General features: G+C 67.7%; 20 protein-coding genes, 2 tRNA genes and 1 other RNA gene. 12 read left to right on the top strand and 11 right to left on the bottom strand.

The annotated features are described in order from the left end of the window. Positions 1-49 precede the first annotated feature (49 nt). Entirely contained in the window at positions 50-943 is an 894-nt protein-coding gene (locus ATK30_RS11635) for an oxygenase MpaB family protein (RefSeq protein ID WP_143271374.1), read from the top strand. A gap of 20 nt (positions 944-963) precedes the next feature. On the opposite strand, the gene ATK30_RS11630 is transcribed toward ATK30_RS11635, so the two are convergent. After that, positions 964-1,518: a PPA1309 family protein gene (locus tag ATK30_RS11630; protein ID WP_101435616.1), complete on the bottom strand. Its 555-nt coding sequence runs from the start codon at positions 1,516-1,518 to the stop codon at positions 964-966. Between the two features lie 149 nt (positions 1,519-1,667). Here ATK30_RS11630 and ATK30_RS11625 point away from each other — a divergent pair, with 149 nt between their 5' ends. Together ATK30_RS11625 and ATK30_RS11620 are read left to right on the top strand one after the other, a co-directional pair. After that, positions 1,668-4,655: a UPF0182 family protein gene (locus ATK30_RS11625; protein WP_101435615.1), complete on the top strand. Its 2,988-nt coding sequence runs from the start codon at positions 1,668-1,670 to the stop codon at positions 4,653-4,655. Positions 4,656-4,722: 67 nt separating this feature from the next. Next, positions 4,723-4,796, top strand: a tRNA-Met gene (locus ATK30_RS11620). Between the two features lie 283 nt (positions 4,797-5,079). Here ATK30_RS11620 and ATK30_RS11615 read toward each other — a convergent pair. Next, positions 5,080-6,285, bottom strand: coding sequence for an IS110 family RNA-guided transposase (locus ATK30_RS11615; RefSeq protein ID WP_037361642.1), 1,206 nt, complete (start codon positions 6,283-6,285; stop codon positions 5,080-5,082). Between the two features lie 506 nt (positions 6,286-6,791). Here ATK30_RS11615 and ATK30_RS11610 point away from each other — a divergent pair. The 7 genes from ATK30_RS11610 (at position 6,792) to ATK30_RS11580 (ending at position 11,933) form a co-directional block, all read left to right on the top strand. After that, positions 6,792-6,865, top strand: a tRNA-Met gene (locus tag ATK30_RS11610). A 240-nt stretch (positions 6,866-7,105) separates the two neighbouring features. After that, a complete protein-coding gene (locus ATK30_RS11605; protein ID WP_101435614.1) occupies positions 7,106-7,606 on the top strand; it encodes a PadR family transcriptional regulator in 501 nt (166 codons plus the stop codon). Between the two features lie 63 nt (positions 7,607-7,669). Next, positions 7,670-8,773: a peptide chain release factor 2 gene (prfB, locus tag ATK30_RS11600; protein WP_101440757.1), complete on the top strand. Its 1,104-nt coding sequence runs from the start codon at positions 7,670-7,672 to the stop codon at positions 8,771-8,773. Positions 8,774-8,871: 98 nt separating this feature from the next. Next, a complete protein-coding gene (ftsE, locus tag ATK30_RS11595; RefSeq protein ID WP_009073292.1) occupies positions 8,872-9,561 on the top strand; it encodes a cell division ATP-binding protein FtsE in 690 nt (229 codons plus the stop codon). A gap of 51 nt (positions 9,562-9,612) precedes the next feature. Next, positions 9,613-10,506: a permease-like cell division protein FtsX gene (gene ftsX / locus ATK30_RS11590; protein WP_037359041.1), complete on the top strand. Its 894-nt coding sequence runs from the start codon at positions 9,613-9,615 to the stop codon at positions 10,504-10,506. 51 nt (positions 10,507-10,557) lie between these two features. Further along, entirely contained in the window at positions 10,558-11,040 is a 483-nt protein-coding gene (gene smpB, locus ATK30_RS11585) for an SsrA-binding protein SmpB (protein ID WP_037359055.1), read from the top strand. After that, positions 11,037-11,933 (top strand): amidohydrolase family protein, encoded by an 897-nt coding sequence (locus tag ATK30_RS11580; protein WP_101435613.1) that lies wholly within the window; start codon positions 11,037-11,039, stop codon positions 11,931-11,933. Before smpB ends, ATK30_RS11580 begins: the two co-directional genes overlap by 4 nt. On the opposite strand, the gene ATK30_RS11575 is transcribed toward ATK30_RS11580, so the two are convergent. The 5 genes from ATK30_RS11575 to ATK30_RS11555 all read right to left on the bottom strand — a co-directional run bounded on the left by ATK30_RS11575 (position 11,923) and on the right by ATK30_RS11555 (position 16,153). Then, complete coding sequence (locus ATK30_RS11575) at positions 11,923-13,224, bottom strand: acyltransferase family protein (RefSeq protein WP_101435612.1); 1,302 nt, start codon at positions 13,222-13,224, stop codon at positions 11,923-11,925. The genes ATK30_RS11580 and ATK30_RS11575 overlap by 11 nt on opposite strands. A gap of 102 nt (positions 13,225-13,326) precedes the next feature. Further along, entirely contained in the window at positions 13,327-13,545 is a 219-nt protein-coding gene (locus ATK30_RS11570) for a hypothetical protein (RefSeq protein WP_101440756.1), read from the bottom strand. Between the two features lie 87 nt (positions 13,546-13,632). Continuing rightward, entirely contained in the window at positions 13,633-14,274 is a 642-nt protein-coding gene (locus ATK30_RS11565; protein ID WP_009073303.1) for a response regulator transcription factor, read from the bottom strand. A 56-nt stretch (positions 14,275-14,330) separates the two neighbouring features. Continuing rightward, positions 14,331-15,464 carry a sensor histidine kinase gene (locus tag ATK30_RS11560; RefSeq protein WP_101435611.1) on the bottom strand — a complete coding sequence of 378 codons (1,134 nt, stop codon included), beginning with the start codon at positions 15,462-15,464 and terminating at the stop codon, positions 14,331-14,333. Next, on the bottom strand, positions 15,461-16,153 hold the full coding sequence (locus tag ATK30_RS11555) for a sensor domain-containing protein (protein ID WP_101435610.1): 693 nt from the start codon (positions 16,151-16,153) through the stop codon (positions 15,461-15,463). Before ATK30_RS11555 ends, ATK30_RS11560 begins: the two co-directional genes overlap by 4 nt. A gap of 189 nt (positions 16,154-16,342) precedes the next feature. Between ATK30_RS11555 and ssrA the strand changes: the two genes are divergently transcribed. After that, positions 16,343-16,717, top strand: a transfer-messenger RNA (tmRNA) gene (ssrA, locus tag ATK30_RS11550). A 399-nt stretch (positions 16,718-17,116) separates the two neighbouring features. On the opposite strand, the gene ATK30_RS11545 is transcribed toward ssrA, so the two are convergent. From ATK30_RS11545 to ATK30_RS11530, 4 genes are all read right to left on the bottom strand, one after another. Beyond that, positions 17,117-17,848, bottom strand: coding sequence for a class I SAM-dependent methyltransferase (locus ATK30_RS11545; protein ID WP_101435609.1), 732 nt, complete (start codon positions 17,846-17,848; stop codon positions 17,117-17,119). After that, on the bottom strand, positions 17,845-18,540 hold the full coding sequence (locus ATK30_RS11540; RefSeq protein WP_101435608.1) for a tRNA-dependent cyclodipeptide synthase: 696 nt from the start codon (positions 18,538-18,540) through the stop codon (positions 17,845-17,847). The genes ATK30_RS11545 and ATK30_RS11540 overlap by 4 nt, the downstream gene beginning before the upstream one ends. After that, positions 18,537-20,144, bottom strand: coding sequence for a class I adenylate-forming enzyme family protein (locus tag ATK30_RS11535; protein ID WP_244194586.1), 1,608 nt, complete (start codon positions 20,142-20,144; stop codon positions 18,537-18,539). The genes ATK30_RS11540 and ATK30_RS11535 overlap by 4 nt, the downstream gene beginning before the upstream one ends. A 502-nt stretch (positions 20,145-20,646) precedes the next feature. Next, entirely contained in the window at positions 20,647-21,432 is a 786-nt protein-coding gene (locus tag ATK30_RS11530; protein ID WP_101435607.1) for an IclR family transcriptional regulator, read from the bottom strand. A gap of 171 nt (positions 21,433-21,603) precedes the next feature. Here ATK30_RS11530 and hutH point away from each other — a divergent pair, with 171 nt between their 5' ends. After that, complete coding sequence (gene hutH / locus ATK30_RS11525) at positions 21,604-23,130, top strand: histidine ammonia-lyase (protein ID WP_101435606.1); 1,527 nt, start codon at positions 21,604-21,606, stop codon at positions 23,128-23,130. Positions 23,131-23,132 lie beyond the last annotated feature (2 nt).

Below are 23,132 nucleotides of genomic sequence, written 5' to 3'. Positions count from 1 at the left end.
GTCGGCAGAATCAGGAACGCTGGCGTTCTTACTTAGTCCGGAGGTGCTCATGAGCGGACTCGCCGGCGGGCGCGGCCTCGCTGCCGCCATCGCCGCCCTCGACCCGGTACGGGACAACGAGGCGATCACCCACCTCAGCCTCGGCGTGCGGTACGGCGACGCGATGTTCGTGCACGGCGCGTACACCGTCGCGTTCGCCCGCCAGGTCGCCTCGCCGTCGATCGCGCGGATCGTCTACCGCACGGGCACCGGCGACATGATGCGGAACGTCCGACGGCGCAACGACCACACGCTCGTCTTCTTCGGCGAGATGATCCGGCACGGGCACAGCAGCGAAGCCGGCCGCCGGGTGATCGACCGGATGGAGGAGATCCACGCCCGGTTCGGGATCACCGGCGAGGACAAGCTGTTCACGCTCGGGTCGCTGATCTTCGAACCGGCCCGGATCCTCGGCGAGCTGGGACTGTCGGTGTTCACCGAGGTCGAGGACCTGGCGCACTACTACTTCTGGCGTGGCGTCGGCGAGCACATGGGGCTGGAAGTCCCGCCAAGCCGCCAGGAGTTCCTGGACTGGATCGAGGCCTACGAACAGCGGCTCGGCTTCACCGAAGGCGGCCGGGCCCTCGTGGACCAGCTGTTCCTCGACTGGCGGCGCTGGTTTCCCGGACCCGCGCGCCGCCTCGCCGCGCCGAGCCTGCTGCTCCTGATGGGCAGGCAGCTGCGCGAGGTCCATCGGCTGCCCGAGCCGCCCGCTGCGGTGCGGCGAGCCGGGCCGCGCCTCGTGTCCGCGTACCTCGGCCTCCAAGGGAGCCGTCCGCACCGCACCGGCCGATCGTGGTCCGATCACTTCGTCGACCCGCACGGGGGCGCGGTCGACATCGCCCGGTACGGGCACCGGCCGCCGGAGCCCCGCTTGCGCCCGGTTGCCGAAGCGGCGGAATGACCGCCACCCCGGTCCGCTGATCAGGGCTGCAAGGTCGTCTTCAACGCTTCCACCAGATTCGGCGCGAGGTCCGGGCTTTCCACCAGCTCGTCGACCGCGGTCTCGTCCTCGTCGCCCGGCTGGACGCCGCGCAGCCGCATCACGCAGGCCGCGTCGCCCTCGCGCAGGACCGCGGCCACCAGACGGGCCTCGGTGCGGCGCGGGTGGTCCGCGGCGGCGCGGCGGAGGCTTTCGGCGTCCGCCTCGGCGATGCCTTCCAGTTCCGCCTCCACGTCCGGGGGCAGCACGATGATCTCCTGCGCCAGGGCGCACCCGACCACGATCTCCGGCCACGCGATCCGGCCGAGCGATTCGGCGAGATCGCCTTCCGGCAGCGCTTCCTGGGCCACCGGAGTCAGCGGGTTCGCCCGGTCGAGCTGACCGGCCAGTTCGGGCTGTTCGTCCAGCAGCGCCGCGGTCGGCACCAGTGCGAACAACTGCGGCGGCTGGTTCCAGCCGGCGGCGGCGACGAACTCTTCGACTTCCCGGGCCAGCCCGGCGACAGGGTGGGCGGCAGACGGCTCACTCGGTGGCATGGCGACCATCGTGTCAGGCGTCCCCGCGACGCGCCGCGCGTGCCCGGTTTGGGCGGTCCCGGGAACTCACGGCACCATCCGTAGAGTTAGAGGTCACGGGGGACACCGCCGTCCCCGGAGAACGTGTTCACGAAGACAGGAGCATTGCCGTGGCGACTCGGCCCCCGGTGAGCCTGAAGCTGTCCCGGCGCAGCCGGATCCTTCTCATCATCGCCGCGGTGATCGTGCTGGCCCTGCTGGCCGGCGTCCGGTTGCTCGACACCTACGTGGACTGGCTGTGGTTCGGCGAACTGCAGGCCCGTTCGGTCTTCACCACGGAGCTGGTCACCCGGATCGTGCTCTTCCTCGCGGTAGGCCTGCTGGTCGGCGGGGCGCTGGCGGTCAGCCTGCTGATCGCCTACCGCACGCGCCCGGTGTTCGTGCCGGTGTCCGGCCGCGACGATCCGCTGTCGCGCTACCGCTCGGTGATCGTCAGCCGGATCCGGCTGTTCGGCATCGGCATCCCGGTGCTCACCGGCGTCATCTCCGGCGCGTCGGCGACCGGGGACTGGCAGACGATCCAGCTGTTCCTCAACGGCACCTCGTTCGGCCAGAAGGATCCCGAGTTCGGCATCGACCTCGGCTTCTACGCCTTCTCCCTGCCGTTCGTGAACTGGCTGCTCGGCTGGCTGTTCGTCACCGTCGTCATCTCGTTCTTCGGCGCGCTGATCGCGCACTACATCTTCGGCGGCATCCGGCTCGCCGGACGCGGCGGCCAGCTGGCCGGCCCGACCCGCGCGCAGCTCGCCATCACCGTCGGGCTTTTCGTGCTGCTGAAGGCGGTCGAGTACTTCTTCGACCGGTACAACCTGCTGCTGTCCGACCGGAACATGCCGCTGTTCAACGGCGCCACCTACACCGACCTCAACGCGGTGCTCCCGGCGAAGCTGATCCTGCTGTGCATTTCGGTGATCTGCGCGATCGCGTTCTTCGCGGGCGCGTTCCTGCGGAATCTGCAGCTGCCGGCGATTTCGCTGGTCCTGCTGATCCTCTCCGGCGTGCTCGTCGGCGTGGCCTGGCCGGCGATTCTCGACCAGTTCTCGGTCAAGCCGAACGCCAACGAAAAGGAAGCGACGTCGATCCAGCGCAACATGGACGCGACGCGCTCGGCGTACGGCCTCACGAACGTGAAGTACGAGCAGTACCCGGGCAAGACCGAAACGACCGCGGACGCGGTGAAGGCCGACACCGGCACGGTGTCCAACATCCGGCTGCTCGACCCGAACATCCTCAGCGACACGTTCACCCAGCGCGTCGGCCGCGAGAACTTCTACGGCTTCCCGTCCAAGCTGGACATCGACCGCTACAACATCGGCGGCACGGTGCAGGACTACATCGTGGCCGCCAAGGAAATGAAGACCGACGGGCTGACCGGCAACCAGAACAACTGGATCAACAAGCACATGGTCTACACGCACGGCAACGGATTCGTGGCCGCGCCCGCGAACACGATCGACCGTGCGGTGAAGGATTCCAACTCCGACGGCGGCTACCCGATCGCCACCACGAGCGACACCACCACCCCGGCGGGCGCGGGCTCGATCAACGGCCAGCCGGGCATCAAGGTCGACCAGCCGCGGATCTACTACGGCGAGCTGACGAACCAGTCCGACTACGCGATCGTCGGCGGCACGCCGGGCAAGGCCCCCGGGGAGTACGACACCGACGCCCAGCGCGGCTACCTCTACCAGGGCAAGGGCGGCGTCTCGCTCGACAACTGGTTCAACCGGCTGATGTTCGCCGCCGAATACCGCGAACCGAAGATCCTCTTCTCCGACGCCATCGGCGACGGCTCGAAGATCATGTACAACCGCGAACCGCGCGACCGCGTCGCGAAGGTCGCCCCCTGGCTCACCCTCGACGGCGACCCGTATCCCGCGGTGGTCAACGGTCGCATCCAGTGGATCGTCGACGGCTACACCACGCTCGACAATTACCCGTACTCCCAGCAGACGCAGCTCAGCGAAGCGACCAACGACTCGCTCAACGGCGTCACCAAACAGGCGAACAACTCGATCAACTACATCCGCAACTCGGTGAAGGCGACCGTCGACGCGTTCGACGGCACCGTCACGCTGTATTCGATCGACGACAACGAACCCGTCCTCAAGGCGTGGGAGAACGTCTTCCCGGGCATGGTGAAGCCCAGCTCGGAGATTTCGCCGGAACTGCGCTCGCACTTCCGCTACCCCGAGGACCTGTTCAAGGTCCAGCGCGAACTGCTCGCCCGCTACCACGTCGACAGCCCGCAGGAGTTCTACGCGCAGCAGGCGTTCTGGAGCGTCCCGCAGGACCCGACCGAGGACGGCAGTTCCACCACCGCCGGCTCGAACGTCGCCAACCAGCCCGGGTACTACGTCCTCGCCAACGCGGCGGGCGAAGGCAGGCCGACGTTCCAGCTGACCAGTGCGCTCACCGGTCTGCAGCGGCAATACCTTTCCGCCTGGATGTCCGTTTCCGCGGATCCGCAGGACTACGGCACCATCCGCGTCCTGAAACTGCCTCCGGCCAGCGGAGCGAACCAGGTCGACGGACCCGTCCAGGTGCAAAACCGGTTCCAGAGCGACCCCCGCGTCGCCCAAGACCGGACGTTGCTGAACAACCCCAACGTCATCCCGATTTACGGCAACCTGATCACGCTGCCCGTCGCGGACGGATTCCTGTACGTCGAACCCGTCTACATCCGCCAGCGCAACCAGCTCAGCTACCCGCAGCTGGCGCGCGTGCTCGTCTCCTACGGAGCCAAGATCGGCTTCGCGTCCACCCTCAACGAGGCACTCGACCAGGTCTTCGGCAAGGGCACCGGCGCGGCGGCCACCACCCCGAAGGAAGGCGACACCGGCACCACCACGACCCCGCCGACGTCCAGCACCGCCGCACCGCCGCCCAGCACCGGCGGCAGCAACCCGGCCATGGACAAAGCGGTCGCCGACATCCAAGCCGCGCTCGCCAAACTCAAAGCGGCACAGCAATCCGGCAACTTCGCCGACCAAGGCGCGGCACTCCAAGCGCTCGACGCCGCCACCAAGGAATACAACTCCGCCAAACCGGCCACCCCGCCCGCCAGCGGCGGGCCGACCTCCCAGCCCGGCGGGTGACGTCGGTTACGTAATAGGCACCTGCTTTGCGCCCGCCGGAAACCAGGGCGTAAGGTAGGTCTTACGACGCGGGGTGGAGCAGCTCGGTAGCTCGCTGGGCTCATAACCCAGAGGTCGCAGGTTCAAATCCTGTCCCCGCTACAGAGATGGGAGACCCGTCTTCGCACAAAGCGCGAAGGCGGGTCTCTTTCGTTGTTGCTCTGGGGGTCGAACCCCCAGACCCCCGCCAGGGGGCAAGCCCCCTGGACCCCCGGGTGGGGTGCTTCCCGTTGGGTCCTCGCCTTGTCGTGGGGGTTGCCATTGCTCGCGGGGCGAGCTCGGCTCGTTTGGGCACCTGGGTGCGGCGCTTCACTTCCAAGTGCTTGAAAATGGGGTGCGCTGCGGAGTGGGGAGGTGCCCGGGGGGGGGTGTCCCTATGTTGTTGTCAAGCGGCAGCGGGGGTACTGGTCGGTTCGGGGTGCCGGTAGTTGGTGCGGCTGCGGAGCATGGCGAACAGGACGTCGCAGCGGCGGCGGGCGAGGCAGATCAGCGCGGCGTTGTGTTTCTTGCCCTCGGCTCTCTTCCGGTCGTAGTAGGTCCGGCTGGTGGGGTCGGACAGGGCTGCGAAAGCGGCGAGGAAGAAGGCGCGTTTGAGTCTGCGGTTGCCTGTTCTGGCGGGGTGTTCGCCCTTGATCGAGGTTCCGGAGCGGTGGGTGACCGGGGCGATGCCGGCGTAGGCGGCGAGGTGTCCGGAGGTTTTGAAACCGGAGGCGTCGCCGATTTCGAGGAGGATGCGGGCGGCGGTCCTGACGCCGATGCCGGGCATCGATGTCAGGACCTGGGCAAGAGGGTGTGCATCGAGTATCTCCTCGACTTCGGCGGCGACGGTTTTCCGTTGCTGCAGCACGGTTTTCAGGCTGTCGGCGAGTCTGGGCAGGATCTTGTCCGCGGCGGCGGTGCCCGCGACGGTGACGGTCTGCTCGTCCAGTGCGGCGAGGATGTCCTCGACCAGTTTTGTGCCCATGCGTGGGGCGTGGGTGGTGGCGATCGCCGCGAGTTTGCGGCAACCGGCCTTGCGGATCCCGATAGGGCCGCCGCAGCGGGACAGGATTTCCAGCACGGCAGAGTGACTGATTTTGGGGCCGAGGACGCGTTCGAGGGCGGGGTGGATGCCGGTGAGCAGGCCGCGGATGCGGTTGCTGACCCGGGTCGCTTCGGCGGCGAGGTCGTCGTCGAATCCGACGAGCACGTCCAGCTCGGCCAGGGCTTCGTCGTCGACGTTGAGCCGGCGCAGGGTGTGGGGCAGGGTGCGGGCGGCGTCGGCGATGACATAGGCGTCGCGGGCGTCGGTTTTGGCGTTGCCCGGGTAGAGGTCGGCGATGCGGCGCATCGCCAGCCCTGGCAGGTAGGCCACCTCGTGCCCGCAGGCGCGGGCCACCGCCACGGGCAGTGCGCCGATCGTGGCGGGCTGGTCCACCACGACCAGGACTGGGCCGTGAACAGTGAGTTTGTCGAACATCGCCCGCAACTTCGGCTCACTGTTGGGCAGCGGAGCGTCGTGCAGCCGTTTCCCGGCCGGATCCAGACCGACCGCGTGATGCTCGCCCTTGCCGACGTCCAAGCCGAGGAACACGGCGTATTCGCTGGTCATCGAAGGTATCTTCCGTCTTGTCGTGCATGGTCACCAGTCGAGCATCAAAGGCCGGCAGCCACGTTACGACGAGACCTACCCAGCGGGCGGCCGTGTCCCTATCAGCGGTCCCTCGATGCCACCAAACCCGGTGACACCACCCCCCGGATCATGAACGCGACTGGGGGACTCAGTCATGCCGGGCCTGGCGACCACGAACTCCTTGATCAGGAGCTACGAAAAAGGTAACGGGGGGGCAAAGGCTGGGTGGTGAGACCGACTGGCTTCGGGGGGGGCTGGGGCTTGCGTGGGTTGACAGGTTTAGACCTTTGTTTGTGTCTCGTGTAGAGGGTGGGGAATCGTTGGGGCGTTGGAATATTCCGGCGCTGGGGGTGTGGGGTGCGGAAGTCGTGGTGGTTCCGTATTGGGGTGGCGGGTTCCGTGGGGGGTGTTTTTGCTGGTGAGGGGGTTTTGCGGGGGTGGTGTCGGAGGGGGAAGCGGGGGGTGTAGTGTTGTTTTTACAACGACGCGGGGTGGAGCAGCTCGGTAGCTCGCTGGGCTCATAACCCAGAGGTCGCAGGTTCAAATCCTGTCCCCGCTACGTGGATGAAGGCCGGGGCTCGTGCAGGTGCACGGGCCCCGGCCTTTTTCGTGCGCCATTTGGCCGTCGCTCGGGTGGTGGTTGCGGGCCGGTGATCGTTTCGGCGGTGGTTGCGGAGCGTGGCAGAGTCTACTGTGGACATACTTGCGGACTGGGCTGTTAGAGGGGTTGCCGCTGGCCACAATGGACTGATTCGTGACCACTGTGGACACAGCGGCGGATAAGTGGGACCGTAGAGGGGTGTCCGAATTGAATGCAACCGCCGCCGCTCTGCTCGGTCTGCTCCACGACGGCCCCGCCACCGGCGGGCAGCTCGTCTCGGGCGCCGACGAGCGCTTCGGCGCCTTCTTCAGTGTCACCCGCAGCCAGGTCTACCGCGAGCTCCCGGCGCTCTCGAAAGAGGGTCTCGTCCGGCTCGGCAAGCAGGGACCCCGTTCGAGCCAGCAGTACGTGCTCACGGCGGCAGGCAAGAAGGCCTTCAAGACGTGGCTCACGTCCGAGGCCGGACCCGACCACCTGCGCAGCCCGCTCATCCTGCGGCTCGTGCACGCCGGCTCCTTGACGCCCAAGCAGCGCGGCGCCCTGCTCGACAGCGCCCGCACCACCTACCAGGCGCAGCTCGAAGAGGCCAAGAACGCCGCCAAGACCGCCGACGGCCCGTACGCCAAGGCCGTCGCCGAGTTCGCCCAGGCGCAGGCCAAGGCCGCCCTGAAGCTGCTCGACTCGATCCCGCAGGCCTGAGCGGCGCCCGGCCCCACGACCGGTTCGCAACCGGTCGTGGGTTTTGCCGTAACCTTGGTCGACGTGAGCGATGAGTTCGATGCGGCCCTCAAGGACCTGACCGGCAAGCTGACCCAGATCGAGTCGGTGATGGACCTCGAGGCGCTGCGCGCGCAGGTTGCCGAACTCGAGGAGCAGGCGTCCAGCCCCACCCTCTGGGACAACGTCGAGGAAGCCCAGAAGGTCACCAGCCAGCTGTCCCACCGGCAGGCCGAGCTGCGCCGCGTCTCCGAACTGCGCCAGCGGCTCGACGACCTCGGCGTCCTCTACGAGCTCGCCGCCGACGAAGGCGACAGCAGCAGCATGACCGAGGCCGAGGGCGACCTCGCCGACCTCGGGAAAGACATCGACGCGCTCGAAGTCCGCACCCTGCTGTCCGGCGAGTACGACGACCGCAACGCCGTCGTCAACATCCGCTCCGAAGCGGGCGGCGTCGACGCGGCCGACTTCGCCGAAATGCTGCTGCGCATGTACCTGCGCTGGGCGGAGCGCCACGGCTACCCGACCGACGTCTTCGACATCTCCTACGCCGAAGAAGCGGGCATCAAGTCCGCGACCTTCAAGGTGACCGCGCCCTACGTCTACGGCACCCTCTCGGTCGAACAAGGCACCCACCGCCTCGTGCGGATCTCGCCGTTCGACAACCAGAGCCGCCGGCAGACGTCCTTCGCGCACGTCGAGGTCCTGCCCGAGGTCGAGGAAGTCGACCACGTCGACATCCCCGAAAAGGACATCCGCGTCGACGTGTACCGCTCGTCCGGCCCCGGCGGGCAGAGCGTCAACACGACCGACTCCGCGGTCCGCCTCACCCACATCCCGACCGGCATCGTCGTCTCGTGCCAGAACGAGAAATCGCAGCTGCAGAACAAGGCGGCCGCGATGAAGGTCCTCCAGGCGCGCCTCCTGCAGCGCAAGAAGGAGGAGGAACGGGCCGAAATGGACGCGCTCAAGGACGGCGGCTCCAGCTGGGGCAACCAGATGCGCTCCTACGTGCTGCACCCGTACCAGATGGTGAAGGACCTGCGGACCGAATTCGAGGTCGGCAACCCCAGCGCGGTCCTCGACGGCGACATCGACGGTTTCCTCGAAGCCGGGATCCGCTGGCGGAAGCAGACGAACGCGGTCTGATCCGCGGCGGCGCGCCGACCCGCGCCCGGACGAGGCGCGGGTCACCCAAGGCACCGGCAACCCGGGCTTAACGGGGCCCATGGGTAGTATGCCGAACCGTGATCCGGCTCGAAGAGGTTTCCAAGGTCTACAAGACCTCGACCCGTCCCGCCCTCGAAAGGGTGTCGGTCGAGATCGACAAGGGTGAGTTCGTCTTCCTCATCGGCCCGTCCGGTTCCGGGAAGTCGACGTTCCTGCGGCTGCTGCTGCGGGAAGAAGTGCCCTCCAAGGGACGGGTCATGGTGTCGAACTTCGACGTCGCCAAACTCGCCCGGCGCAGGGTCCCCCGCCTGCGCCAGACCATCGGCTGCGTGTTCCAGGACTTCCGGCTGCTGGCCAACAAAACCGTCGCGGAAAACGTCGCGTTCGCCCTCGAGGTCATCGGGAAACCGCGGCCGACGATCCGCAAGGTCGTGCCCGAGGTGCTCGAACTCGTCGGCCTCGACGGCAAGGCCGACCGGCTGCCCAACGAGCTCTCCGGCGGCGAGCAGCAGCGCGTCGCGATCGCCCGCGCGTTCGTGAACCGCCCGCTCGTGCTGCTGGCCGACGAGCCCACCGGGAACCTCGACCCGGACACCAGCCAGGACATCATGCTGCTGCTGGAGCGGATCAACCGCACCGGCACCACCGTGCTGATGGCCACGCACGACCATTCCATCGTGGACTCGATGCGGCGGCGGGTCGTCGAGCTGCAGCTCGGTCGCGTGATCCGCGACGACGCCCGGGGCGTCTACGGCATCGGCCGCTGACGCCCACCGCCCCCGCCCTTTCCCGCCCCGAACCAAGGAATCACGAGAGCGATGCGTGCCAGTTTCGTCTTCAGCGAGGTCGTCACCGGTTTGCGCCGGAACGTCACGATGACCATCGCGATGATCCTCACCACCGCGGTCTCGCTCGCCATGCTCGGCGGCGGTCTGCTCGCCGTGCGCACGATCGACAAGATGAAGGCGAACTTCCTCGCCGAAGTCGAAGTTTCGGTCTCGCTGGTCGACGACGTGAGCGCGAACGACAAGAACTGCACGCAGGCGCTCTGCAACGGGCTCCGCCAGTCGCTGCAGAACAACCCCGGCGTCGAATCGGTCGTCTACGAGAACCGCGACCAGGCCTACGACCGGTTCAAGAAGATCTTCGCGAGCCAGCCCGAACTGCTCGAGCTGACCGGTCCCGAGGCGCTGCCCGCCTCGCTGCAGGTGAAGCTGAAGGACCCGGACCGGTCCGACGCGATCATCAAGCAGTACACCGGCCAGCCCGGCGTCAAGAAGGTCGACGACCAGAAGAAGTTCCTCGACCGCGTCTTCAACGTCTTCAACGGCGTCCGGAACATCGCGTTCGTGATGGCGCTCATCATGGCCGTCGCCGCACTCCTGCTGATCGCGAACACTATTCAGGTTTCGGCGTTCACGAGGCGGACGGAAGTCGGCATCATGCGCCTGGTGGGCGCGACGCGGTGGTATACCCAGCTGCCGTTCCTCCTGGAGGCGGTGGTCGCCGGCACGGTCGGCGCCGTGCTCGGGGTGGTGTTCCTGCTGCTGACGAAGCTGTCCTTCCTCGACACGGTCTTCACCGGCGAAGTGTTCCCGCAGATCACCACGCTCGAGGTGCTGTTCCCGGTCGCGCCGATCCTGCTGGCGGTGTCGATCGTGATCTCGGCGATCACCGGGTACGTCACGCTGCGCCTGTACGTGCGGCACTAGCGGCCGCAAATCGGCTGCTCGCCGTCGGACGCATCACGTAAAGTGGTCGGTATGCCCAAAGAACGTGGACAGAAGGTCATCGCGTCGAACCGCAAGGCTCGGCACGACTACTCCATCCTGGACACCTATGAGGCCGGGATGGTGCTGCAGGGCACCGAGGTCAAAAGCCTCCGGGCCGGCAAGGCCTCCCTTGTGGACGCGTTCGCGACGGTGGACGACGGCGAGGTGTGGCTGCGCAACGTCCACATCCCCGAGTACACCCAGGGCACCTGGACCAACCACATGCCGCGGCGCACGCGGAAGTTGCTGCTGCACCGGCGCGAGATCGAACGGCTCATCGGCAAGACCAAGGAAAGCGGTCTGTCGCTCGTGCCGCTGTCGATGTACTTCAAGGACGGCAAGGTCAAGGTCGAGATCGCGCTGGCCCGAGGCAAGAAGGCCTACGACAAACGGCAGACGCTGGCCAAACGCGACGCGCAGAAGGACATCAGCCGCGCGATGGGGCGGGCGTTGAAGGGCCGGTTCACGGAGTGAGCCCGGGTCCGGCCACCGACGCCGACGTCCCGGGCTGGATCGCCGGGCTCGGCCTCGACGGGATCGTCGACCTGCACGTCCACTTCCTGCCGAAATCCGTGCTGGACAAGGTGTGGGCCTATTTCGACCGCGCCGAACAGCATTACGGCACGCCGTGGCCGATCCACTACCGCACTCCGGAGGCGGAGCGGATCGAAACGCTGCGGGCACTGGGCGTGAAGGTTTTCGCGCCGCTGGTGTACCCGCACAAGCCGGGCATGGCGGAGTGGCTCACGTCGTGGGCGCTGGAGTTCGCCGAACAGGTGCCCGAAGCGGTGCCTACCGGCACGTTCTACCCGGAGCCGGGCGCGGCGTCCTCAGTGGACAGTGCGTTGCGCGCGGGCGCCCGGTGCTTCAAGGCACACGTGCAGGTCGGTGCGTACGACCCGCGAGACGAGCTGCTCGACCCGGTGTGGGGTTCGCTGTCCGAAGCGGGGGTGCCGGTGGTGATCCACTGTGGACACGGACCGTTGCGCGGCGATTTCACCGGGCTCGAGGTGTTCGAAGAAGTGTTGCGACGGCATCCTCGGCTCACCGCCGTCCTCGCGCACGCGGCGATGCCCCAGTTCACCACCGCGTTCGAGCTGATGGCCCGCTACCCGCGAGTGCATCTCGACACCACCATGGTCGGCGTGCCGTTCGCGGAGGCGATGTCTCCGCTGCCGCCGGACTGGACGGCCCGGTTGGCGGAGGTGGCCGACCGCGTGGTCCTCGGCACCGATTTCCCGAACATCCCGTACTCCTACGCCACGCAGCTGCAGGCGATCGCCGGCTGGGCAGCCGACGATCGCCTTGGCGAGCCGTTCCTGCGAGCGGTGCTGCACGACACCCCCGCCAAGCTGCTCAGCGTTTGACCGCCACGAGGGCCCGGCTCCGCGGCATCGACACCTGACGTCCGGCCAGCGCGTACCCGGCCGCGACCAGTGCGACCCACGGCAGCGGACCGGTCAGCAGTCCGTCACGCAGCGGTGCGAACCCGTGCGCGGCCAGGCCCAGGAGGCCGCCGGAAGCGAGCAGACCCGCCAGCACCAGCTGCGGCGTTCGGGCGGTCACGACCACGCCGTCGGGCTGCGTCTCGAAGCGCTCGAAGAGGCGCAGCAGGCCCAGCAGTACCGCGCCGCACACGGCGATCCAGGCGGGCACCATCAGGAACCACAACGACGAACCCGGGGTCGGGGTCGAGTAGCCGAGGCCGAGGACGGTCACCCCGGACACCACGACCAGCGCCGGCATGTGCCACAGGTAGACCGACATGAATCGGGGGCTGAGCCAGCCAAGCGCCGCGGTGACGCGGGGGAGCGAGACGAGTTTGTCGCGGAACGCCAGCAGGAATCCGATCTGACCGAGCGCCAGGAACAGCAGGAGAACGGTCGGCGGGCTCATGTTGGACACCGGCGCGCCCGGCATCCCGATCATGCTCGCCGGGTACGGGCCGAACGCGACCAGCAGGGCCGTCACCCCGAAGCCGGCGGCGGACACGGTGAGCGCGGCACGACGGCTGAGCGAGCTGAGACGGCCTTCGACGTAGTGGAAACCAAGCTGGTGCACGGCCACCCAGACGATGACGGCGTTGGCGTATCCGATCAGGCCGAGGTCGGAAAACCTTGCCACGTCAACAAGAACGCCCAGTCCGGCCAGTACCACCGGAACCGCGAGCCCCCAGCGTCGGTGTGCGGCGACCATCAGCGGCGTGAGCAGCACGGTGAGCAGGTAGACCGAGAGGAACCACAGCAGTTGCGCGGCGATCGCGCTGGCCACCTGGACTGGTTGCGGCGGAACTCCCATGCCGTGCAACAGATCCGGCACGACAAGCCACACCGCCATCAGCGGCAGCACAGGGACGAGCAGCCGGCGAACGCGTCCGGCGAACCAGGCGCGAGTGGATTCCGCGCGGCGCAAGGAGATCAGGTTCGCCGCGCCACCGGCGAAGAAGACGAGGGGCATCACTTGCGAAGCCCAGGTGATCAGCCACCAGCCGGGTGTCGCGAGGGCGTTGCCGGTGGCAAGAGTGCTGCCGGAGAAGGAAAGCACCGGCATCGTCCAGTGCTGCGCGACCACCGCGAGGATCGCTCCCGCGCGTACTACGTCGAGGAATCTGTCCCGGGTCGCCCTGGTGCCGCGGGTCTGCAGCTGGCTCGTCGTCATGCTGACGAGCCTGTCGGTTTCCGGGCGCGGAAACAGCGGTGCAGACCACCGAAAACGGGGTCGGGTCAGCAGGCGGCGCGGGGTGGGGTTTCCCCTACCCGGCTAGGAGAGGGTGTCCGGTTCCGGTTCGGATTCGTGCGCCTGGACCCGGTACGCCCAGCCGCCCTCGGTGAGGCCGAGTTCGTACCGCGTCTCGATTTTCGGGCCGCCGTGCAGGTGGATGTGCCGCACGACGGTGCCCGGCACCGGTTCCTCGTCGGCGAGTTCCTGCACCCGGCCGTCGAGCGGCCCGCCGAAGAAGCGGACGCAGCGGTCGGACATCGGGTTCTCCTCGCTCGGCTCGGACGGCATCAGTCCATGGTAGGCGAGGGACCCCGGGCCGGGCTGCCGTCAGTTCGAGTGAGGGTTTTACCGGCCCAGGTAGGTCAGGACCGCGCGAACCCGGCGATGTTCTTCAGAACTGGCCTCGAGACCGAGCTTCGAGAAGATGTTGCCGATGTGCTTTTCGACCGCTCCGTGCGACACCACCAGCGAGTTCGCGATCGCGTTGTTCGACAGTCCCTGGGCCATCAGGCCGAGCACCTCGGACTCGCGCGCGGTGAGCGAATCGAGCGGGTTGCGGCGGCCGCGGGCCATCAGCTGGGCGATGACGTCCGGGTCGATGGCGGTGCCGCCGTCCGCGACACGACGGACCGCGTCCAGGAACTCGTCCACGTCGGCGACACGCTCTTTCAGCAGGTAGCCGACGCCTCCGGCACCCCCGGACAGCAGTTCGACGGCGTAGCTTTCCTCGACGTACTGGGAGAGCACGAGCACCGGCAGGCCCGCGATCTCCTTGCGGGCCGCCAGCGCCGCCCGCAAGCCCTCGTCGGTGAACGTCGGCGGCATCCGGACATCGACAATCGCCAGGTCAGGACGGTGTTCGGTGATCGCGCCGAGCAGGTCGTCGCCGTTGTCGACCGCGGCGACGGTTTCAATGCCCTCGTCGGCGAGCAACCGGGTGACTCCCGCACGAAGCAGCACGGCGTCTTCGGCGATCACTACCCGCATCAAAGCCCCCAGGTCCGTGAGTGAAAAGCTCCCGGGGCTATTCACTCACGAACGGGTCACCATTGACACGGCAGGTCCGCTCTGATGACCGTCGGCCCGCCGACCGGGCTCACGACGGTGATCACGCCGTCGATGGTCGCCGCTCGGTCGGCCAGTCCGGCGAGCCCGCCGCCAGGGCGAACCTCCGCGCCGCCGTGGCCGTTGTCAGTGATTTCGGTGATGACGTGCGTGTCCGAACGCCACACCTTCACCGTCGCCTCGGTCGCGCCGGAATGCTTGGCGATGTTGGTGAGGGTCTCGCCGACGATGAAGTACGCGGTGGTCTCGACCGCGGCCGGCGGCCGGGGCTCGACGTCGACGTGCACGTCCACCGGGATCGGCGACTTCGCGGCCTGGGCGGACAGCGCCGCGTCGAGACCGCGGTCGCCCAGCACGGCGGGGTAAATGCCGCGGGCAAGGTCGCGCAGCTCGGAAACGGCGAGCTTGGCGTCCGAATGGGCCTCGTCGATCAGCTCGCGCACCGCGTTCGGGTCATGGTCGAACTTCGACTTCGCCCGGCCGAGGCTCATCGCGACGGCCACCAGCCGCTGCTGAGCGCCGTCGTGCAGGTCACGCTCGATCCGGCGACGCTCGGCCTCCGCGGCGTCCACACCACGAGCCCGCGACGCCTGCAGGTGCTCAGCCTTCTTCTCGAGCTTCTTCGTCCGGTTCGGGCCTAGCAATGACAGCGCCAGGTTGCCGTGCAGCCAGCCCAGCCAGGGCGTCACCCAGATCGCCATCGGCAGCAGCACGATCGACGCGAGCGCGATCGGCAACTCGACGATCGACAGCGGGAACGCGACCATCAGGTAAGCCAGGTCACGCCAGGTCGTCGCGTCGGACAGCCGGGTCAGCCAGCGGCGGGTCATCGGCTGCCCGTCCAGCGGCAGCCGCTCGACGGGGCCCAGCGGGGTGCCGAGCATCCGGCGGGCCCAGCGCCGTTCCAAGTCGCCTGACCAGCGGATGAAGCCGGTGACGGCCAGCAGGATCGGGAAGCCGATCCAGATGATGAGGGTCGCCGTGCCGAGGGTCCCGCCGACCACGATGAGGATGAACTGCAGCAGACGCAGCACGAACGACGGGATCATGTAGCCGATCGTGCGAGCCGGATGCGGACGAGGGTGCTCCGGAGGCGGGTCTTGCGCAGTCATCCGGCCACCGTGATCCCGTCGATCTCGTTCCACGAGCGCTCCATGCGCCGCCGCTGGGCGACCGTGGGCCGCAAGAGCCTGGTCGCGAACGCCGCGTGCAGGGCCGCCAGCCCCTTGGTCAGGGCCACGGCGATCGCGGCGAACAGCACCCCCAGCGCCGCCCAAGGCAGCGCGGTCACCGTCGAGTCGACGACGAACCACCGCACATCGTAGCTCGGGAAGGCGTAGACGCCGTCCGGAAGGAAGCGGTAGTAGATCGGCAGCGCGACCAGGCCCAGGCTGATCGCCCACGCAGTCACGACCAGCACGAACTCCGCCAGGCCGAGCGGGAAGAGCAGGAACAGGTAGGACAGGTCACGCCAGGTCGCCGGGTCCTTCAGCCTGGTCAGCCAGCGCTGCTTCTGGCCGGACGGCGGCAACGGCAGATACGGGTCGTCGACGTACACGTCCAGCAGCGCGAACACCCGCCCCCGCTCGACCCGCCCCGCAGTCCGCGCGAACAGGATGAGCAGCCCGAGCAGCGGAACGCCGAGCCACACGACGAGCGTCCCCAGCCCGGCCGACCCCAGCGTCACGATGAGCGCGAACGAGAGGATGCCGACAGGCAGGTTGAGCAGCAGATACGCCAGCGCCCCGCCCAGCGGCGGAGTGCGGCGGCCAAAGCTGCGACCGGCGGGCACGGTGACCATGGCGGGGCTCCCTCACTGCGGAAACTGACCTGCTCAGCATGGCCGGACCGGGCCCCGGGCAACCAGGGGGCGAGCGGGCATCTTCGAGGTGGGGACAGCCCTACCCCGGGGCAGGCGGAGCCGCAGGCCCATGCCGGAATTATCGGGTTGCCGGACGCGTTATGATGGTTGAGTTACGAACACCTACAAGGGGGTGAACGGTTTCGACTCTGGACGTTGAATCAAGGGAAGCGTGCCGGTGCAGGCGAGAGACCACCGTAAGCGTCATCGCAACCTAATAAGCGCCAAGGCCAATAGCCAGCGCGACTTCGCTCTCGCTGCCTGATCGCAGTAGAGCAAGTCTGTCGGCCCGGGGTCGCCTCCGACCCGGTCGCCGGCATCAGCTAGGAGGCTCACCTCCAGTCCCGGCCACGGGGACTGGCAGGGAAGCAAACAGTGGCTGGGCCCGTCACTTCAGCTTGTTCGCGTGACTGAAGGGGTCAAGCAGAGACAGAGCGGACTGCGCACGGAGAAGCCTTGAGGATGCGCTAGAGGACCCGGGTTCAATTCCCGGCACCTCCACTCGATTCGCCGGAGAGCCCTGCCACGCTTGCGCGTTGGCCAGGGCTCTTCTTCGTTGTTGCCTTTGGGAGTCGGACCCCCAAACCCCCGCCAGGGGGCTGCGCCCCCTGGACCCCCATCGTGGTGGTTGGTTTGGGTGGGTTGGTCTGGGTTTGCTCGGGGCTGGGTTTTGGGGGCAGGTGGCAGCAGGGGCGGAACGGCGACGCGGCGGGGTTGAAGTTCGGCGCGAGCGTTGGTCGTGGGAGTCGATCTCATGGGGTGTGTGGCGGGCGGGGCGTCGCGGACCTTCGTCGACGTGTCGGCGTAGCGCGGAGGCCTGATCGAAGTCGGGGCGTGGAGTCAGTTCAGCCAATCGCTGTGCTCGCGAGTCCGTGCGGCTCGGCTCGCGGCGGTTTGGCGGGGTTAGGGCTTTGTGGCTGTGATGGTTAGGCTTGTGGGGCTTTTCGCGCAGCGTTCGGCTCGGGTTCGGTCGGCTGGGGCGACGGTTGCGGCGGGTTTCACTGGGGCCCACGTGACGTTGGTGAAGCCTGCGGTCTCCAGGACGTCCACGATTGTCTCGGTGGGCCAGTGGTGTACTTCGATCTCCGTGGGCGGCGTCGTCAGGACTGCGACTTTGAACTTGTCGCCTTCCTGAGGGTTGGCCGGGCGGTAGGTCCGGAAGCCGGCCGCGGTTTCGGATTCTTCGCTGGAGTTGGCGTTCGCGCTCAGGACCACCAGCCTGCCGCCGGGTTTGAGGTTGGCGTGCATGGTTTTCGCCATGGTTTGCATGGTTTCCCGGGTGTCCGCGTAGTGCAGAACGTGGATCGCGGTCACTACGTCGAACTCGCCCTGGGGCGGCATTGTCTTCAGGTCTTGGACCTCGTAGGTGATGCCTTGCGGGTTCCGCGCTTCCGCTTGCCGGGCAAGGGCGATCATGCCGGGGGACAGGTCCGTGCCTACTACGTGCGCGGCGCCCAACTGCTGGATTCGGCGGGTGAAGCTGCCCTCGCCACAGCCTACGTCCAGGACTCGCAGTCCTCGCAGGTCGCCCAGGAGTTCTTTGAAGGACGGCCATTCCAGATTTTCCCGGACGAAGCTGATCACCGCTTCCACGTCGGCGAAAGTGGCGGCTACCTGGTCATATTGGTCGGTCATCGAGTGTCTCCGTGCTCAGGCGGGCGGATTGTGGCGTAGCCCTGGCCGGGGTCCGGTTTCAGGGCTGAGGTGTCCGAGAAGATTACGTTCGCCAGGGGGAGGGGCTGGTGGTAGAAATTCAGGGAGGCGTCTACGTCGAAGATTCTGCAGGAAGACACGAAGAACGGCAGTTCGGCGATGAGGTAGTTTTTCGCTTCGGTGATTTGGGCCGGGGTGGCGTCGCCGACTAGTCCTTTGGCGGCTAGGACTTCTTTGGTCATTTCTGTGCTGGCGTCGGCCAGGACGGGGTCCGCGGCGGTCAGGTGGGCGCAGTGTGCCAAAACCTCGGTGTAGGTGGGGTTTGCCGAGAGTTCGGACATGCGGTGCAGGCCGTCGGTGGGTCTTGGGCCGTCTAGGTCGGTCCAGGCTCGGAGTACTCGGTTGCGCAGGACGTTGGTTTCTGATCGTGCCTTCTTCGCTGCCTTGCCTTCGTCGTACCCGAGCGCGATAAAGGTGTGTTTCAGGGCGCTGTCGGGGATGATGACGTCGATTTGCTTGAATTCCGTTTGCAGCCAGTCCAACGTGGCGCGCAGGCGGTCGACATTGAAATAGCTGTTGCCGGGGCTGACGCCGAAGACCGCGTGGCGGCGGGATTCCCAGACTTCGCGGCAGGACGTGGTCAAGGGTTCGACGCTGAAGCCGTTGCTGATCATGTCCAACGTCCGGTGCCGGGGGTGGCCACGGTGTTCAGGTGCGTGCGGCGCAGTTCTTCCCGGACGATCTTTCCGGTCGCGGTCCTTGGCATGTCCGTCGTGGTGATGACGACGGGATCCGCCAGAGCGGGCAGGCCGGTGCGGGCTCGGGACCAGTCGGTGTCGTCCAGGCGGCCGTCTCGCGTGGCGACGATGGGGAGCGGCAGGTCGTTTTCGCGGGGGAGGATCGCGACGTCGGAGCCTTCCGGCAGGCGGTCTACCAGGGTGTCTTCGAATTCCAGGTAGCCGATGCCGGACGCGAAGTTGACCTCGCGGTCGACGATCTTCAGTGCTCCAGTCGGGGTAAGGATGCCGATGTCGCCGGTGTTCCACCAGTCGCCCACCAGTTTTTCCTTCCAGCGTTCGGGTTCGCCGTAGTAGCCGGCGCAGCGGGCCTTTGTCTTGGCCAGAACCAGTCCGGGCCGGCCGCGTTCGACCGGTTCGAAAGTCGTGGGATCGACGATCTTGAGGGTGACGAAACCGGGCATCGGGCGGCCTACGACGCGCGGGCCGGATTTGTGGTCGCGCGGGCGGTTCGCCGCGCGGCGCGAGAGCACGGTCATGCCCATGCCGCCGGTTTCCGACTGGCCGTAACCGTCGCGCCAGAGCGGGAACGGGTGCCGGGACGCGTTCAGGAAGCGGCGGATCACCGGCCAGCGGATCGCGTCGAAGTTTCCGGCGAACAGGCGGATGTGGGCGAACGGGTTGTTCGCCCTGGTGCGGATAAGCGGGGCCATGGCCGAGTAGTCGATGGGCAGCGCTTCCATGAACGTCGGCCGGTATTGGCGGAAAACGCGGTCGACCACGTCCGGGGAGCTGTCGTCCATGGCCAGTACGGTGGCCGGGGACAGCGTCAGCACCGAATAGATCCAGGTGAAGGCCCGCGCGTGCACGTAGGGCGTGAACATGGCCACTACGTCGTTGCGGCGGAACGTCAGGGGCGGGAAATGGCGGCATTCCAGCCTGGCCATTTGTTTTTGAATGGTGGCCGGCGGGAAGATGATCAGCTTGGGAATGCCGGTGGTGCCGGAGGTGTGGGTGAGCATCAGGAGTTCGTCGTCCCGGCGGGGGACGGCGTGCAGGTGCGGCTCTGCTTTGAGGTCCGCGTAGGTCTGCGCGTGCGGGGAGTCTCCGTCGACGCTGAAGATCTTTCCGGCGAGATCAGGGAACACCGCGGGCGAGATTTCCGCGCGTTCGATGCGTTCGGCGTCGGTGACGACCGCCGAAGGTTCTGCGCGGCGGATCAGGCTTTGTGCGGCTTCCTTTCCCAGCCGGCCGGACAGCATCACGGCGACCGCGCCGATCCGGGAGATCGCGGCGGCCAGAAGAATGCAGTCGAAATGATTGGCTTTGTAGACGACGACTCGGTCGCCGGGTTTTACGCCCGCTTCACTCAGCACGCCCGCGGATTCCCGGACCAGGGACGCCAATGCGGGGAGGTCGAGCGTCGAGCGGTTTTCCCGGTCAATGTCCAGCGGCCGGGACAGGTGGAACGTCATGGGCTTGCCGGAACTGCTTCGGTGATCGAACAGTTCGCCCAGGCTGAAGGCCCAGTTGGGTTTCATCGGTGAAATGCTCCTATTCGGTGCTGTTCGGCAGCACAAGGCCGGTTGCTGTCCTCGCCCGAATGCGGACAAGGGTCATCGCAGCGAGTCGCATTGCGCGCGAATCGCTGTGCGGGAATGGTGGGATGGCAGAGCAATGCTGATCCGGGTGCCGCCCCCGCGATACCCGGATCAGTGAAGATGGCCTACCGGTGACCGGTAAGCAAACAAGCAGAAACGTCCTGAAGCGAATCCACTCAAGCCCCCTGATGTTTTGAGTTTCGCTTTAAGCCCCATTAGAGCTATACCGGAGGGGATAGTGGCTGTCAATCGTCCATTGGCGGCGGGCAATGCCGGTATTGCGACAAGTGGGGGACACGCGCGGCGGCAGAGTGTCGTTGTGTCGGTTTTGTCTTGGCTGGAATGCGCGGTCGAAACTATGCTGCGTTTGTACCAACGTTCTGGGGTCGGCATTTCTGGCGAATTGCCGGGAGGTGGGGTTTTGCGTCCCGAACCCCTGATCTCACGCCGGGCGGGTGCCGCCGATGTGCGTGGTGAGCGTTGCGGCTGTCGCGGCGACGGCTTCGGCTAGATCGGGGAAGGTTTCTTCGCAGGGACCGTCGTCCGGGCAGAGGTGGCGCAGCGTCACGCTGATCGCCGCCATCGGGCGGGAGCCGTGGTCGAACACTGGAGCGGCGACAGAGGCGAAGCCCGCTGTCACGTGACCGTCTTCCACTGACCAGCCCAGGCGACGTTCGGCTGCCAAGGTGCGGCGTAGCGCGGCGAGCGAATTAGGTCCGCGCGAAGTGCGCAGGACGAACGACGCGGCGGCCGGGAACAGGGCTCGGACGTGTGCGGCGGGCAGGTGCTGCAGCATCGCGCGGCCGGACGCGGTCAGTTGCGCGGGCAGGCGCACGCCGACGTCGGTGACCAGGGTTTCCGGGCGGGCTGGGCGTTCCTTGATCAGGTACAGCGATTCGTTGCCGTGCAGGACGCCCAGGTGCGCGGTGTGGCCGATGCGGTCGACCAGCTTGCGCAGCAGCGGGCCGGCCAGTCGCTCCAGCGGGTCGTGACGCAGGTAGGCCGAGCCGAGTTCGAAGGCGGCGATGCCGAGGCCGTAGCGGCGTTCGGCGGGCAGATGGGTGACGAAGCCGGCCGCGGTCAGCTCGTTGAGCAGGTGATACGTCGTCGACCGGGGCAATTCCAGGTCGCGGGCGATGGCGGCGGCCGAGACCGGGCCGGCGTGGCCGGCGAGCAGGCGCAGCACGGAGAGGCCGTTGCGCAGGGCGGGAACGTCGGAACTGCTCACTGCCGCCTCCTCCGGTAAGGGTGCGAGAGGACCCCTCGCACTGCCCGAACGGAGTATGAGGGGTCCCTTCGCGCAGGTGGTCGAGGCCCTCGCCACGTCTTGTCTTGGATACCAGACACTACCGCGAACTCCGCTCTGTCGCCGAGGCCCGCCGGGAGGTGCAATGGCGGCATGCCGGAACCAGTCCTCCTGAGCTCGAAGCCGATGACCGCGGCGCAGGTCGTCGACATCGTCCGTGGGCACGCGCACGTCGGGCTCGCCGAGACGGTCGAGAAGAACCTCGCCGCCACCCGCCAGCACATCGAAGATCTCGCCGACGCCACGTCGCCGACCTACGGGGTCTCGACCGGGTTCGGCGCGCTCGCCACCCGCCACATCCCGGTCGAAAGCCGCACCGCGCTGCAGCGCAGCCTGATCCGTTCGCACGCCGCGGGCGCCGGGCCCGCGGTGGAGCCGGAGGTGGTGCGCGCCCTGATGCTGCTGCGCCTGCGCACGCTGGCCAGCGGCTACACCGGCGTGCGCCCGCAGACGGCGCAAACGCTTGCGGCGCTGCTCAACGCGGACATCACGCCGGTCGTGCACGAGTACGGCTCGCTCGGTTGCTCCGGCGACCTCGCGCCGCTGGCCGCGGTCGCGCTGGCGTTGATGGGCGAGGGCGAGGTGTTCCACGCGGGTGAGCGGAAGCCCGCCGCGGACGCCTTGCGGGCGGCCGGGATCACGCCGATCGTGCTGGCCGAGAAGGAGGGCCTCGCGCTCACCAACGGCACCGACGGCATGCTCGGCATGCTGCTGCTCGCCACCGCTGATCTGCACCGGCTGCTGGACGTCGCGGACCTCACCGCGGCGATGAGCGTCGAGGCGCTGCTGGGCACCGACCGCGCGTTCGCCGCCGATCTGCAGGCGCTGCGTCCGCATCCTGGGCAGGCGACCAGCGCGGCGCGGATGTTCGCGGCGCTGCAGGGCTCGAAGATCGTGGAAAGCCACCGCGGCCCGGACTGCAACCGGGTGCAGGACGCGTACTCGCTGCGGTGCGCGCCGCAGGTGCACGGTGCCGCGCGGGACACGCTCACGCACGCGGAACTGGTCGCGGACCGGGAGCTGCAGTCCGCTGTGGACAATCCGGTCGTGCTGGCCGACGGCCGGGTGGAGTCGAACGGCAACTTCCACGGCGCGCCGGTCGCGTACGTGCTCGACTTCCTCGCGGTGCCGGTGGCGGACGTGGCGAGCATCGCCGAACGCCGCACCGACCGGATGCTCGACCAGGCGCGGTCGCACGGGCTGCCGCCGTTCCTCGCGCACGACCCCGGGGTCGACTCCGGGCACATGATCGCGCAGTACACGCAGGCCGCCGTGGTCAGCGAGCTGAAGAGGCTCGCGGTGCCCGCGTCGGTCGACTCGATCCCGAGCAGCGCGATGCAGGAGGACCACGTGTCGATGGGCTGGTCCGCCGCGCGCAAGCTGCGCAAGGCGGTCGACGGCCTGACCACCGTGCTCGCCGTCGAACTGCTCACCGCGGCCCGCGCGCTCGATTTCCGCGCTCCGCTGCAGCCTTCTCCGGTCACCGGACGCGTCCGGGACCTGCTGCGCACCAAGGTCGAGGGTCCTGGCCCCGACCGTCACCTGGCGCCCGAGATCGCGGCCGCCGAAGAACTCGTGCGGTCGGGCGCTGTCCTGGCCGCGGCCGAACTGGAGGCCTGAGC

The sequence above is a fragment of the Amycolatopsis echigonensis genome, assembly GCF_002846615.1.
Classification (GTDB): domain Bacteria; phylum Actinomycetota; class Actinomycetes; order Mycobacteriales; family Pseudonocardiaceae; genus Amycolatopsis; species Amycolatopsis echigonensis.
This window is presented reverse-complemented; position numbering and strand designations above follow the sequence as displayed.